This window comes from Vibrio minamisatsumaniensis (assembly GCF_050337445.1).
Lineage (GTDB): Bacteria > Pseudomonadota > Gammaproteobacteria > Enterobacterales > Vibrionaceae > Vibrio > Vibrio artabrorum.
Window position 1 is genome coordinate 57,429 of record NZ_JAKJSY010000013.1, and the last position, 14,995, is coordinate 72,423.

8 protein-coding genes are annotated in these 14,995 nt (G+C 46.2%); 2 read left to right on the plus strand and 6 right to left on the minus strand.

All coding sequences use genetic code 11. From position 1 onward, the window contains the following. The first annotated feature begins 3 nt into the window (after positions 1-3). Entirely contained in the window at positions 4-984 is a 981-nt protein-coding gene (locus L4B77_RS03655) for an alpha-L-glutamate ligase-like protein (protein WP_261837579.1), read from the plus strand. A 113-nt stretch (positions 985-1,097) separates the two neighbouring features. On the opposite strand, the gene fdhF is transcribed toward L4B77_RS03655, so the two are convergent. The 5 genes from fdhF to cmoM all read right to left on the minus strand — a co-directional run bounded on the left by fdhF (position 1,098) and on the right by cmoM (position 13,143). After that, entirely contained in the window at positions 1,098-5,327 is a 4,230-nt protein-coding gene (fdhF, locus tag L4B77_RS03660) for a formate dehydrogenase subunit alpha (RefSeq protein WP_429748553.1), read from the minus strand. A 335-nt stretch (positions 5,328-5,662) separates the two neighbouring features. Further along, the gene (gene mukB, locus L4B77_RS03665; RefSeq protein ID WP_429748555.1) at positions 5,663-10,123 is read right to left on the minus strand and encodes a chromosome partition protein MukB; all 4,461 of its coding nucleotides are present in this window, start codon (positions 10,121-10,123) and stop codon (positions 5,663-5,665) included. Further along, positions 10,120-10,914 (minus strand): chromosome partition protein MukE, encoded by a 795-nt coding sequence (gene mukE, locus L4B77_RS03670; protein WP_261837582.1) that lies wholly within the window; start codon positions 10,912-10,914, stop codon positions 10,120-10,122. Before mukE ends, mukB begins: the two co-directional genes overlap by 4 nt. Next, positions 10,895-12,232 (minus strand): chromosome partition protein MukF, encoded by a 1,338-nt coding sequence (gene mukF / locus L4B77_RS03675; protein ID WP_429748557.1) that lies wholly within the window; start codon positions 12,230-12,232, stop codon positions 10,895-10,897. The genes mukE and mukF overlap by 20 nt, the downstream gene beginning before the upstream one ends. Positions 12,233-12,357: 125 nt before the next feature. Further along, positions 12,358-13,143 carry a tRNA uridine 5-oxyacetic acid(34) methyltransferase CmoM gene (gene cmoM, locus L4B77_RS03680; protein ID WP_261837584.1) on the minus strand — a complete coding sequence of 262 codons (786 nt, stop codon included), beginning with the start codon at positions 13,141-13,143 and terminating at the stop codon, positions 12,358-12,360. 115 nt (positions 13,144-13,258) lie between these two features. Here cmoM and elyC point away from each other — a divergent pair, with 115 nt between their 5' ends. Then, positions 13,259-14,104, plus strand: a complete 846-nt coding sequence (elyC, locus tag L4B77_RS03685) for an envelope biogenesis factor ElyC (RefSeq protein WP_429748560.1) — start codon at positions 13,259-13,261, stop codon at positions 14,102-14,104. Between the two features lie 167 nt (positions 14,105-14,271). Here elyC and torR read toward each other — a convergent pair whose 3' ends face one another. Further along, on the minus strand, positions 14,272-14,985 hold the full coding sequence (gene torR, locus L4B77_RS03690; RefSeq protein WP_261837586.1) for a two-component system response regulator TorR: 714 nt from the start codon (positions 14,983-14,985) through the stop codon (positions 14,272-14,274). Positions 14,986-14,995: the final 10 nt, after the last annotated feature.

Sequence of the window (14,995 nt, forward strand, 5' to 3'; positions counted from 1 at the left end):
ATTATGTTTGAGCAATTTACTTCACCGTTTAAGTTGAAAGACAAAGGCATAATGGGAATGAACAAGCGTAACCATAGTTATATTGGTCGCTATAATGATCGTTCTAAATATCCACTCGTTGATGACAAGCTTAAGACTAAAATCATCGCTGAACAGGCTGGCGCGACGGTTCCAAAACTGATTGGTGTTATTAGTCACCAAGCTGAAGTAAAAACAATACATAAGATGGTTAGAGAGTGGCCTGGTTTTGTAATCAAGCCGGCTCAAGGCAGTGGTGGGAAAGGTATCCTTGTGATCACGTCTCACAAAGATGGCGTTTATACTAAGCCATCCGGTTCGACCATTAATAAACAAGATGTAGAGCGTCACATCAGTAACGCTCTGGCTGGTCTTTTTTCACTTGGTGGTAAAAACGACGTCGCCGTGGTTGAAAACCTCATCAAGTTTGATGAATGTTTCGACGGCTTTAGTTACGAAGGTGTGCCTGACGTTCGGATCATCGTGTTCAAAGGCTACCCTGTCATGGCAATGATGCGTCTATCAACTTCCGCCTCGGACGGTAAGGCAAACTTGCACCAAGGTGCTGTAGGCGTCGGTATTTGTATCGCGACAGGTAAAGCCGTTCGGGCCGTTCAGTTCGACCATCCAGTCACTCATCACCCAGACACAGGAAAAGAGTTAGCGTTACTCAAAATACCACATTGGGAGAAACTACTGACGCTTGCTTCAAGCGCTTGGGAAATGACAGGCCTTGGTTATATGGGCACAGACATGGTTTTAGACCAAGAAGAAGGTCCTATGGTACTGGAGCTTAACGCACGTCCAGGGTTAGCAATCCAAATTGCAAATGGCGCAGGTTTACTGCCTCGCTTACACCATATTGAAAACCTTGGCATACCCGCTGAATATCCAAAACCGACAGAACGCGTCGCGTACGCCGCGAAACAGTTTGGTGTTCACGGCAATGAGCTTGCTTCAGACTAAAAGACTGACTACGTCATTGATTGCTGACGAATTGAGCTAAATAAAAAAACCGCATAACTCTGAGAGTTATGCGGTTTTTTAATGCGTGTCGTTAATTAGCTTAACGCTCGGAACTAAGCTTCTGTTGTTTCGGCTTCAGACTCTCGAATGGGATCAATGCGAACTGCCGCTACTTTAAACTCTGGGATCTTAGCATGCGGATCAGTTGCTGTCGTAGTTAAGCGATTAACTGGAGATTCGACAAAATGGAATGGAATAAATACCACCCCCTTTTGCATTCGCTTAGTTACAAATGCTGCGATTTCAATCTCGCCACGACGGGTTGAGACTTTGAGCATCTGCCCATTCGAGATACCTAACGCTTCAGCATCCTGAACACTGACCATTGCACGAGGCCCTGCTAAATTATCAAGCCCTTGGGTTTTGCGTGTCATAGTTCCGGTGTGAAACTGCTCAAGAACACGTCCTGTGGTCAACACCAATGGGTAATCTTCATCGGGTAATTCTGCTGCATACCTAAACGGAATCGCCGCCATTTGACCGCGCCCACGAGTAAATTGGGTTTGGTGCATAATACGCGTGCCGTTTGGGTTATTCTTATTACTCGGCCACTGAACACCATTCGCGGTAATATTCTCCCAACGTAACCCTCCATACTGCGGTGTTACACGAGCGATCTCATTGGTGATATCAGCAACCGTATTATATGTCCAGTCGCCTCCCATGGCATTCGCCAATAGTTGAATAATCACCCAATCTTCTTTTGCTTGACCCGGAGGATTAACCGCTGGATTAACACGTTGAACTCGACGCTCTGTGTTGGTGAAGTGACCGGATTTTTCAGCAAACGAACAAGATGGTAAAACCACATCAGCATACTGAGCCGTTTCCGTTAAAAAGATATCTTGCACCACAAGGAAGTCTAGAGTTTCAAGAGCTTCAATCACGTGAGATTGGTTAGGATCACTGAGCACTGGGTTCTCACCCATGACATACAAACCACGTACATCGCGATGACAGGCACCATCAATGATCTCAGTCAGCGTTAACCCCATTTCAGCAGGCAGCTCAGAAACACCCCACTCCATGGCAAACTTTTGACGAACCAGTAGGTTATACACTTTCTGATAACCCGGAAGGTTGTTGGGTAATGCGCCCATGTCGCACGCCCCCTGAACATTAGATTGACCGCGCAATGGGTTAATACCACCACCTTCAATACCAATATTGCCACACAAGAGTTGCAGGTTAGCGATTGAGCGAACATTATCGTGCCCAGTCGTGTGTTGTGTAATACCCATGGAATAATAGACAGCCGTACGCTCTGCCGTACCGATCAAGCGTGCCATCGCAAAGATATCTTCGGCTTTAACGCCTGTCACCAACTCCACCTTGTCGAGTGAATAACTTGGTGACATGACCTCTTGAAGCAAAGTATCAAAGCCGTCCACACGATCTTCAATATAATCTTGATCATACCAACCATGTTTAATAATCTGCTGCATCACACCATTAATCAGCATCACATCGGTTCCCGGTCGATGTGCTAAATAAAGTTCAGCATGATCGGCAATATCGATCCTTTTCGGGTCAGCCACAATAAGCCGAGCCCCGCCATGCCTAACCGCTTGCTTGATATGCGAACCGATAATTGGGTGTGCCGCCGTGGTGTCTGACCCAATAATAAAGATCACATCCGAGTGTTTGATACTTGGAATATCATTGGTCATTGCCCCACTACCTAGAGAAGCTTCCAAACCTGTTACCGTTGAAGCATGACAAAGGCGAGCACAGTGATCGACGTTGTTGGTGCCGAGTTCACGACGAATGAATTTTTGAAAAGCATAGTTATCTTCATTGGTCGTTTTTGCTGACGAGAACCCCGCCAATGCATTGCTACCAAAATCTTGCTTAATTGCGGTGAATTTATCAGCAATAAGCGTAATCGCTTCATCCCAGCTCGCCGGTTGTAACTGGCCATCTTTGCGTATTAATGGCGTGGTTAAACGCGCATCACTTCCGACAAAGTCAAAGCCGAAGCGCCCCTTAACACACAACATGCCCTCATTTACTGGGGAATCACCGCCTTCGATATAACGGATTTTATTTTTCTGCTCATCGACATGCATGGTTAGCTTACAGCCAACACCACAATAGGTGCAGATGGTATCGACTTTCTTAAGTACGTCGGTGTCACCCTGTTTTCTATCACGAGCATCCACCATCGCACCGGTTGGACACGCCTGAACACATGAGCCACATTGAACACAGTTCGAGTCACCCATTACGGTCTTGTTTGCACCAAAATTAGGTCGACATTCAGGTCTTGATGCTGGCTTGCCATCGGATTGCTTCATAAAGCTCAGAACACCATGGACACTCTGCTCGCGACACGCTTGGATACACTGACCACAACTGATACAGCGGTTGGCATCAAAAATGATAAATTCAGAGCTGTCATCGACCACGAATTTCTGCCTTGTAATGCCGTTCTTCGCTTCTTCAGCACGAATCGCCTGCCAACTTTCATTCGATGAGACATCGATTTTGTATTCTGGATGTGTTTGCGTCGCTTTATATTCCGTCGAGTAATCACGTAGGTCACAGTCGGTATTGGCTTGGCAGCCACACTCTAAACATCTTGCCGCTTCTGCCATCGCATCGGCATTATCAAAACCGGTTTCTACCTCATCGAAGCTCTGCTCACGCTGCTCAGGGGTTAACTCTGGCATGATTCTGCGAGCCATACGTTGAATGGATTGATACTGCTCAGGGTCAACTGCTTTTAGCTGCTTTTCCTTTCTTGAATTAAAGGGTTTCGTTGGGATATCATCCATATCACCATGAAAGAATCGGTCAATCGCTTGTGCAGCAATGCGCCCATCGCCCACCGCTTCTACTGCGGTGGCTGGGCCACGTCGGAAATCACCAATACTGAAAATATTCCCTGTTCCGGTATGCATAGTTTGTGGATTAGCATCAGCCGTATTCCAACGCGTTAAGGGAATTTCCAGTGGCTCATTATCCATAAAGCTCAGATCGGGCTTTTGTGACACGGCAGCAATCACCGTATCGAACGCCTCAACAAAGAACTCGCCAGTAGGTTGCGGACTGCGACGACCTGAAGCATCCGCCGGCCCCAGAGCCATACGTTCCAATCGAACTTCAGAGACACGACCATTTTTATCGGCTATGTTTTCTGCTGGGTTGGTTAAAAAGTGGAACTTCACGCCTTCATGTTCAGCTTCTTCGATTTCATAATCTTCCGCTGGCATCTCGTCTCGCGTCCGACGGTAAATTAGCGTGGTATCAGCCCCGTCACGAACGGCGGTTCGAGCGCAGTCAATTGCAGTATTACCACCGCCAATCACAGCCACTTTTTGACCCGTAACATACTGCTTATCGGTCACGTAATCTTTTAGGTAATCAACGCCAAGATAACAACCACCAAGCTCACTACCTGGATAGTTCATTTCAACCGCTTGCGATGCGCCAACCGCTAAACAAACCGCATCAAAATCTTGACTCAAATCAGACAGTGTAAAATCGACACCGAGCTTTTTACCGCACTCAATATCCATTCCATTTCGACACATCAGCTCGATTTCTTTATCGAGTATCGACTTAGGTAAACGATATTCAGGAATACCATATCGTAGCCAACCACCCGCTTGGGGCATCGACTCATAAACACTGACATCGTAACCTTCGTTCGACAGGTAATACCCAGCGGTAAGGCCACCGGGCCCACTACCAACAATCGCAATGCGCTTGCCTTTATTAGGTTTCTTTTCGGGTTTATAGCTCTCTTGAGCGGCTAAATCAGCGTCGGCAGCATGTCGTTTCAATTGGCGAATCGCGATGGATTCATCAACCAAGTTACGACGACATTCGGTTTCACAGAAAGCCGGACAAACACGACCAATCGAAAGTGGCATCGGCAGTGTTTTTTTGATCACTTCTATCGCTTTAATGTGATCATTTTGCGCAATATGATGAAGGTAAGATTGAATATCGACGCCTGCTGGGCAAGCCGTTTGACATGGCGCCTCACAGTCGGCGTAATGATCGACCATAATCCGGTTCAGAGCTTGTTGGCGATGGGTCGTTAATTGTTTTGACTGAGTCTTGATATTCAATCCATTAGACACCTCTAGCTCACAAGAGCGTGTCACTCCCATCCCCTCGACTTCGACCACACACAAATCACACGGTATTTTATCCGCTGTTTTGTTCAAACCACATAAAGATGGAATCTCTAAACCGCATGTTTTTGCCGCCTCAAGAACGGTCTGTCCTTGTTCGACAATCCGAAACTTACCATCAATGACGATCTGAATCATAACTAAGTCCTGCCTATATCTTTTACAAATTCGCGAGTTATCTACAACTGAGATTAAGTAATACAATATTTTTTAATATTATTAAATCTATATCAATACCATACATTGATTCCGGTTTTGTGCGTGTGACCTCAAACAAGTTCCATTGATATTCGCCACAAGGTATGAGTGGTCCTATCAGTCATCAAAAATGCGCTCTGCGCCGTCGAATTAATGCTTGAAAGTAGAACCCATTGGAGAAAGCAAGATTCTAGGTACAAAAAAGCCCCTAATAGTTAGGGGCTTTGAATCGCGACCATGGAGCCGTTTTCGAACTTATCGCTCAGGCATCAAAGTTACAGCTCAGCTTCTTCGACAAGCTCTTGCACTGGAGAGGCGGGTTTATTTTGAGCAAAGCCACGTAAGCCAACCACATGCACGTGTTCGTGATCTTTAAAGACCTTACGTACCAGTTTGTAGGTTGTGCCTTTCTCTGGGCTGATGTTCTCTGGGGCTGCAATCAGAAGTTGCATACCTAGGCGGTCACACAGCTCAAACAGCGTAGAAATAGATTTCGCATCCAAACGTGCGGCTTCATCAAGGAACAGCAAGCGACATGGCACGATGTCTTTACTACGAAGTCGACGAGACTCCTCTTCCCAACTCTGAACCACCATCAATAGGATAGACTGACCTGTACCGATCGCCTCACCCGTAGAAAGCGCGCCAGATTCCGCTTGTAACCAACCGTCTGAGCCACGATTAACTTCAACACTGAGTTCTAAGTAGTTACGATAATCCAGTAACTCTTCACCCAGAACTTGCGGAGAACGTTGACCCATGTCGATATGTGGGTTCACACGCTGGAACAACTTCGCCATCGCTTCTGAGAAGGTAAAGCGCGTTGATTCAAACAAGTCTTTGTGCTGCTCTTGCTGAGTCGCTAGCCCTGATAGCAAGATCTCGTGGCTTTCACGGATCTTAACATTCAGACGTACGCCCTTAACCTGACCAAAGTAAATGTTAGACAGACCTTGGTTCAGCATTCGAATACGGTTCTGTTCGCGCTGAATCGTCTTCTTAATGATGCTTGCTACCGATTCAGAGCTGATCGCGAGGCGGTTTTCACGCAGCGTCAGCTCTTCTGTTAGTCGAGCCAGCTCAACTTCCATCTCTTCGATGGCTTCAACCGGATCATCCGTACGAATGATGTCTTGGCGAATACGCTCACGAAGATGTTGGTAAACCGCTATGTAGAACAGAACCTTACGCTCTGGATGTGCGTTGTCTTCAGATAGGCGCAGCGAATCACGTAAGTCGTCATTGTCAGCGACAGCCAGACGTAGCGCACCCAATGATTTATCCGACATAGAGCGAAGCTCGCCCGCCGTGAGATAAGCCAGTTCACGCTTGTGTAGGCGACGTTCAACGTCATTCTCACGAGCCAAGCGAAGTACTGAACACCAGCCAGCTTTTGCTGCAACCACGAACGTGCGAAGCTCTGTGTACTCTTTCTGAACTTTCTTAAGACGCTTAACCAATGCTTTCATCTCAAGTTCAGTTGATGTAATCGTACGCTCGTATTCACTCTTACGGCTGCGAGAGGTATGCAAACGCTCTTGAAGCTCGTCACGACGACGCACAGCACGCTCTTCCGCGCCTTCATCAGCATTAACACCGAACTCTTGCAGCTCTTGTTTAAACTCTTGAACGGTTTCTTGCTTCGCTTGATGCGAGCTCTTCAGCGCGGCCAATACTTGGTTGTATTGGTTCATCTGTTCGCGCGCTTGCTTCAAGCCATCACGGCTTTTCGCTCTAGCCTGTTCAGCTTGCACTAGTTTCGCTTTCAATTGTTCACTCAATTCACTGCTTTTGTTAAGCAAATCAACAGAGTCTGCGTAAGCAAAATAGTGACGGCGCTCAATTAAATCAGACAGTGCAAACACTTTACCTTTTAGGTTTTGTAGAGCTTGGTCAGCGTATTGATATTCCGCTTCCAGCGCTTCAAATTGCTCTGGGTCAGCGTCTAGTGCAGAAACGATTTGCTCTAATGCTGTCAGTGCTTTGCCATGCGTATTCAAGTAAGACTTTGCTTCGCTTAAACGCTCAAGTTGTGCTTCTAATTCAGCAAGGCGCTCAGTCAGAGTTTCGTCTTCTAGAATACGCACCATTGGCGCTAATTTATCGAGTGCACTGAGTGCCTGCTTACTTTGTTGAAGCTGGCTACGTTGCTGTTGCTCTTTAGAATCAAGCTCAGCCAAAGCACGAACAATGTGATTACGCTTATCACGAATCGCAGCAAGTGCTTGTTCTGGATCAGCGTTAAACGCAACGTGCAGGTGCTTCGCAACAAAGCTGTTGAATGCTTGATACAAACGATTCAGTTTTTGAGCATCAAACGCGGCTTTCGCATGGTTCTCAACCACAACGTCACGCTCTTCACGCAATTTATCAAGACGCTGTTCACGAGCCGCACGACCAAACAGCGGGATCTCAGGGAAACGAGAGTAACGCATTTGACGATCGTTTAGCTGAACGCATACTGCACCTTCCAACTCATCAGCATTGAACGAGCTGTCATCAAATGCATCAACATCACCTTCAAGGATGTAAAGGTCGTCTGGGCAATCTTCAAGATCCACCAGCTTCTCTTTAATACCATCAAGGTCAGACACCACAATAGCGTTACGAGCTGGGCCGTACATCGCACTGAAGTACGGTGCATCACCAATCGTGATGTCATCGTAGATCTCAGAAAGCAGCACGCCACCAAGCGTATCCGCTAGGCCTTTCAGACGAGGATCGTTAGAACCGCCTGGCGAAGATAAACGCTCAATCTCTTGCTCAAGTTCAGCACGGCGCGTTGCCAACTGATCTTTTGCTACCGCTTGAGATTTCTCGTCTTCAAGTACTTGCTGCATTTGAGTCATGACCGCTTGGCTATCTTCTAGCTCAGCGTCTGTTTGATCTCTTAAAGCTTCAAGGGCATCGTTGGCCGTGATCCACGCAGGAGCAATGGACTCAAGCTTGTGGATCTCTTGATCGTAGTTCTGTTGTACACGACGCTGCTCGCTCTTCGCTTCACGCAGTTCTTCTTGAGCGTACTCAAGAGACTCGATCTGCATGGCGTGACGTTCACGCTCTTCATCGAAAACCGCTTCGTCAGTCAGTAAGACGTTGTGTTGTTTTTGGTATTCAGTCGCCAGCTCGTTCGCTTGACGCTGTTGCGCGACATCACGCGCCATGTCGCGGTGTTGAGCACGCCATTGCTGTTCGTTTTCAACAACGTGTTTTGCGTTACGGCCTTGTTCTAATGCTTGTTTTGCGCGGTGAGATGCGTCTTTACGCTCAACATCGCCCACAATACTCTTAACAAGAGACAATGCTTTGTCGAACTGCGCAGAAGCAGCAGAAGACATGTCTAGTTTATGCTTGGTCGACAGTAGCGTTTGAGTGCTTGATTCTTCTTGTGCTTTTAGCTCAGAAACCAGAGTTAGTGCGCTTTCTGCGGTAATAGCTTCATCACCAAGTAGCTGCTTAGTTTTTTCTAACGCTTGAACGGCTTGCTGGTATTGAAGTGCACGAGTTTGCTGAACGTCCAACGCTTGTTGGTAGTCAGCAAGCTGAGTTTTCAAACTATCCACTTCTTCTTCAGTCATGGTTGCCTGCTCTTCAGCAAGAATGACGCGCTCTTGAGCTTCTTCAACCACCATCATCTGCTCTTCTAGACGCTCATTAAGCTCTTCTAGGTCTTCGCTGTAGCGAGCAATTTTCTCTTGCTGACGAAGTGCAGTTTGAACCAATTGAAGGTGATCCGAAGCCGCTTGATAATCTTGCTCTAGTGCCGATTCTTGATCGACAAGTAACTCTAATTCTTCTTGAACGCGGTTCAACAAGTTGTTTTGATCAAGCAAGGTTTCACGAGAACCAAACAGTTCACCACGGAACTTCATGGTTTGATCAAGCTTGTTGCGACGATCGTTGGCATGGCGCATGTAATCGGCTGCCACGTAGTTCGTAGATTCAGTAATCAAATGTTTGAACAAGTCACGATCCGACTGCGTGGTTTTGATCGCTTCTAGCGTCATGCGGTTTTCACGCAGTGCTGATTCCATGTCTTGGAATGCTTTCTTCACACCACCATTTTGCGGTAGGAGGTAATCACGCAGAGAGCGTGTAATCGCACTTGAAATACCACCATAAAGCGATGCTTCGATCAAACGGTAGAACTTAGAACGATCGCTGCTGTTACGCAGTTTCTTCGGTACCACGCCGTATTCAAACATTTGCGAATGGTAATCAACAATCGAAGAGAAGGCTTTAAAGTGAGCGCCTTCGTATTGCGCGACTGCCGCTTTGACGTCGTTCAACTGACAGACACGAGCGTGGCTGTCTGACACGTTCTGAATCAACACATCTGTTGGTTTCACATGGCTTGGAAGGCCTTGAATAACGAACGGTTTGATGTCGACTTTCTTATCACGACCCGCAACTTGTTGTAGTTTTACCGCAAACAACAGGCGTTGATTACGAGAGTTCACCACATCTAGCGCGGCATAACATGCACCGGGCTGAAGCTTACCGTAAAGGCCTTTATCTCGTGATGACTGTGAGCTACCCGCTTCCGTTGTGTTACGAAAATGCAGAAGGCTTTGATCAGGGATCAGTGCTGTGATGAATGCCGCCATTGTGGTCGACTTACCGGCACCGTTACCACCAGAAAGTGTTGTAACCAATCCATCTATATCAAAAGTACGCGCAAAAAAGCCGTTCCAGTTGATCATGGTTAATGATTGATACTTACCTCTTTCAATCATGCTTCACCTTCTATTTTGTTCTGTTCGCCAGAGTTTGATTCGTCATCAACACCGGCTTGATCGTTAAAAATGTCATGCTGACTGTTTTCGGTTGCATCTAATTTGGCTTCTGCTGGCTCTTCATGCAACAAGCTGCCTTGATTTGGCTCTTGCGTATGCACTACTGCTTCGCCATCACGGATCAGACGCAACTGAGCTTCTTTCATGTCGTCGCCAACACGAACATCGGCACCAAAACGAAATACCGCTTCACTGATTCGGAATTTGCCCGTTTCACCAATCGCAATCAGCATTCCGATACGACGTAAACGACGTAAAGAGGTCCGCACTTTTTCAAATAGCTTTTCTTTATCTAAGTCAGAACCTGAAGCTCGGTGAGTTGCTAACTTCATCAGTTTCTTCTCATCAGCCAGCGCCATAAGCTCTTCAAACAACTCTTGGTTAGTGAAGATGCCTTCATGCGCTAAACGTTCTGGACTCAAGTATAAGAAACACAACACCTTGCCAACCAACATGTCTAGCTCAGACAATACACTACGACCAATCAGAGACGTAGAACGCGGACGCAAGTAAAAGAAACCTTCCGGCGCTTTTACCAGTTCCGTATTGTAGCGTTGGTAGAAATGCTGAAGCTCAACTTCGAAATCGGACAGCAACGCGTGGTTATCGAGATCTTCTGTTGAAACATGCTTACCTGAACGCAGCATGCTGTCTAGCGCAGGGAACAGTGGGTTCGCTATCGCTTTTACCAGTTTCTCTGGCATGTAATCATCAGTACTTGTTAATGACATTTGCTTGTACCTTTGCACCAAAATCGTTAATTGCCTGCCAATCTGGCTGAATAGCCTGATAGTCAGACTCTGAATAACCTAAGCGCACGGCTTGGTCGACAACAATTCTGGCTAAATCAAAATGGTGTGTGCGAGGGTGTGCTGCGAGGTAATCGCGTAACACAAGACCAAGGTCAATTGGCGCACCTTGCTGTTTGTGAGCTTTTAACATCTCTGCGATTCGGTCTGAAAGCAGATCATTCACTTGCTCAAATTCTTCGTACTCGACATCAATTGGCGCTTGCCCCATCACTTCGTCATCACGAAGCACCAGCGCTTCATCACGAAGATCGGTCAGTTTTTCAGCATCCACGTAAGTCAGTAGCCAAGGTGCATCAAAGTAATCGGTAACGGATTGACGTAAGCGCTGGCTAAAGGCACGGTTTTTATCCATATCGATGGCAGTACGGATGAACTTATGAACATGGCGGTCGTAGCCAATCCATAAATCGATCGCTTGCTGGCCCCAGCTGGTGATTCGATCGAGCTTCATTTGCAAACCAAATAAGGTTTCACCAACGAACTCGAGCTCATCGTCACCGTAAACAATTTCTTGAATATCGAGGATCTGTGTTTGCAGTTCATCTCCCGCCGCTTGCAAGGTGTCTTGCAACTCTTTTAGCGTCGCTGAGGTTTCTGATAGCAAAGATTCACAGTTGTTAATGGCCTCTCGCCAATCCTTATTTAAAAGGTTAGCAATTTGCTGCTTAACAGTTTGCTGCTGCTCATCCATGACACGTTGGTTAAGATCGATTTGATCGAAAATTTCACCTACAGAGTACTTAAGCACACCGTAAACGTTCTTTCTCCAATGTCCTGGCGTGCCGCCCTTTTGCGCCGCTTCAATGGCTTTTGCCATCTCACCCGCAACCATCGAAAGTTGGATAGACAGTTTTAATTTAGAAAACTGACGGTGGCGTAAGTAATAATCGGAAATACCAATCGCTAATGGCGATAAGCGATAAATGCTCGCACCATCCGTGATCTCACTGGTAAAGCGACTAACCAACTTCTGTTTAACAAGCTCATTGATGGCATTGTTGGCTCGAAACGCTGACGCTTCGCCAGTGTCTTCAAACAGACGAGTGACAATAGTAAATGCATCGTGCAATTCACCTTCGCCCAACTCTTCATCGAACCTTTCATGGCTTAGTACTGCGATAGCAATTAAAAATGCTAATCGCTCTGGCGGCAAGTTTAATGAAAAATCATGCTGCTTGACCCAGCCCACCAACTCATCAATTGGCTGCTCTTCGGCAGTTTGAGTCATTTCACTCATTGTGGTTCCTGTTACTGTTCTTAGTCATATCAAACAACAAGTCTGATATAACGCCTATTTTTAATACGCAGCTTCATACTATTGCATAATGCGTGTTGTGACATCTTTTACCACATCCATCGCCGTTATGGCTTAGGTTTTTGAGCCCAAACATGAATGTAGCGGCCTAGAGACAGGTATGGCTCTTGGCGGCATAGCTGCTTTTCTAGTTCCAGCACATCTTCAAATTGGTAATCGCCCATGTACTCCATATTGCCTATGTAATCACTGAAAGAGCGAATGCCTGATTTACCGCAAATATCAAGACCTGCATCTTCGATCCATTGGTAAACCTCTTCAGGCTTCAAGCCTTTTTGTGGTTGCAGCTTAAACCGTTTTCGGTGTGGCATCCCATTCAATACATGAGGAATGTTGCCACAAATCACATTTTTCAGGACTAAACCATGGTGGTTATAAAACATAATCGAGGCCACACCACCCGGTTTTAGTTGTTCAAGCAATAAATCAAGCGCCTCTTTCGGGTTGGCTAGCCACTCCATCACGGCGTGAAACATCACCAAATCGACTTGATCATCGAGATGTTCTGCGACTTTTTGCACCGGAGAATGGATAAACCGATATTGTGTTAGTAAACCCGCTTCTGTAATTCCTTCTTGCGCTAGTTTAAGCATCTCAGAAGAGAGATCACATAAAGAAACATTATGCCCAAGTGCGGCGATTCTTTGCGACATCTGTGCAAGTCCGCCCCCGGCATCAAGAACATGCAGCGGTGAAGGACAGCCTTCTAATTGGGTTAAAGCTTGTTCTAAATCTTCCCAAACGATGCTCTGACGGATCTCTCCTTTGTCAGACCCGTAAATATTTTTTGCAAATTTGTGGGCAATATCGTCGAAATTACGGTCTTCAGTCACGGCTACTTGAGTTATTATGTCCTATCATGCCTGCTATTCTGTCACAGGAATTTCAGGAATAAAGAGGCGATGTCTCTTTTTACTACTAAGTGATGTTTTTTCGGACTATTCGGATATGTTTGAGCTGAAAAAAGTCGTGTCTTCGTTATTGATGCCACTACCAGCAATGTTAATTCTCGCTTTTCTGGGTTTAGCCCTAGTGATGTTTACTACCAAAAGGAAGACCGGTTGCCTAGTTACCCTTTCAGCCCTTTGTGGTATTTTCCTGATCGCTTTCCAGCCAGTTTCTAGTCAACTTTTAATGCCCATGGAAAGGCAACACACCGCATTTTTACCTATCGATGATACCGTCGATTACGTTATGGTTCTCGGAAGTGGTCACGTCGTCGACGATCAAATACCGCCAACGTCAGAGCTTAGCCGTACCGGTTTGATGCGTTTAACGGAAGGGATTCGTATTCTACGACTTTACCCAGGAGCCAAACTCATTCTCTCTGGCTACGGGGCGGGTACGGAAGTCAGTAATGCAAGAATGATGGCCAAAGTCGCCTTATCACTCAGCGTGTCAAAACCCGATATCATTTTACTTGAAACCGCAAAAGACACCTGGGAAGAAGCTCGTCAAGCCGCCGCATTTGTTAAAAATAAAAAGATGATTTTAGTCACGTCTGCTAGCCACATGAGCCGAGCACTGAATGAGTTTCATAATGCCGGCATCAACCCATTACCGGCACCCACCAACTACCTTGCACAAGAAGGCATTGTTGAACCTTGGAATAAATACATGCCAAAGGCGCTCTACCTTGAGCAAACTGAACGTTACTGGCACGAAAGAATGGGGTTAATTTGGCAAAGTCTACGCGATTGGCTAGACACCAGTAATAACCATTCAGAAGAGCCTGTTGTTATCCCTACACCTTCTATCTTAGAAGACGATGATGTTACCGCGGCCCTGCCCTAAAGCTTTCTCACTTGGTCATGGACTTTGAGAAAGCAATAAGTGAATGACTGAAAAAAAATGAGCCGTTATAAAAAAAGCCGAGACATATACTCTGTCTCGGCTTTTTTACGCATATTGTCTCGTTGCTGATTAATTGTCTCGTTACTGATTAAACGCCACTAAAAACTTTAATCACCGGCGAACATGTAACCTTCACCATGCACCGTTACAAAAATTTGTGGATTCTTAGGGTCAAACTCCATTTTGGCACGCATGCGACGAATCAGTACGTCGATGGTACGATCATTAGGCGCATCCACTCGGTGGCTGATCATGTTCAGAATACGTTCGCGACTTAATACCTGATTAGGGTAAGAAGATAGTGCGACGAGTAACTCATACTCGGCCTTAGTTAATTTCACCGGTTCGCCATTTTTGCTCAGCGCTCGGCGAGGAATATCAAACGTCCATTCACCGAAGCGAACAACGGATTCATTGTCATCTTGCTCTTCGTGCCCCGTCGCCGTTTTGCGAGCGGCAGCAATACGCCAAAGTAAGTTTTTAACTCGAACCAACAGTTCGCGTAGTTCAAAGGGTTTAGTCACATAGTCGTCTGCGCCCATTTCAAGGCCTACGATTTTGTCGATGCTATCCGTGCGCCCAGTAACTAAAATAATTCCAATGTCTGATTGACTGCGTAATTCGCGAGTTAGCATCAATCCATCTTCACCGGGTAAATTGATGTCGAGCATAATGAGGTCAACGCTGTTTTCTTTCAAAACGTTTCTCATTTGAGCGCCGCTCTCTGCTTCACTCACGGTGTAACCTTCATTCTGGAAATATCCAACCAGTTTACTGCGGGTTACCACATCATCTTCAACGACCAATACGTGATAGCTCATCTACACCACT

Coding starts and splice junctions, on each gene's coding strand:
- L4B77_RS03655 (WP_261837579.1), top strand. CDS start 4: ATGTTTGAGCAATTTACTTCACCGTTTAAGTTGAAAGACAAAGGCATA.
- torR (WP_261837586.1), bottom strand. CDS start 14,985: ATGAGCTATCACGTATTGGTCGTTGAAGATGATGTGGTAACCCGCAGT.
- mukE (WP_261837582.1), bottom strand. CDS start 10,914: ATGTCATTAACAAGTACTGATGATTACATGCCAGAGAAACTGGTAAAA.
- mukB (WP_429748555.1), bottom strand. CDS start 10,123: ATGATTGAAAGAGGTAAGTATCAATCATTAACCATGATCAACTGGAAC.
- elyC (WP_429748560.1), top strand. CDS start 13,259: ATGTTTGAGCTGAAAAAAGTCGTGTCTTCGTTATTGATGCCACTACCA.
- mukF (WP_429748557.1), bottom strand. CDS start 12,232: ATGAGTGAAATGACTCAAACTGCCGAAGAGCAGCCAATTGATGAGTTG.
- fdhF (WP_429748553.1), bottom strand. CDS start 5,327: ATGATTCAGATCGTCATTGATGGTAAGTTTCGGATTGTCGAACAAGGA.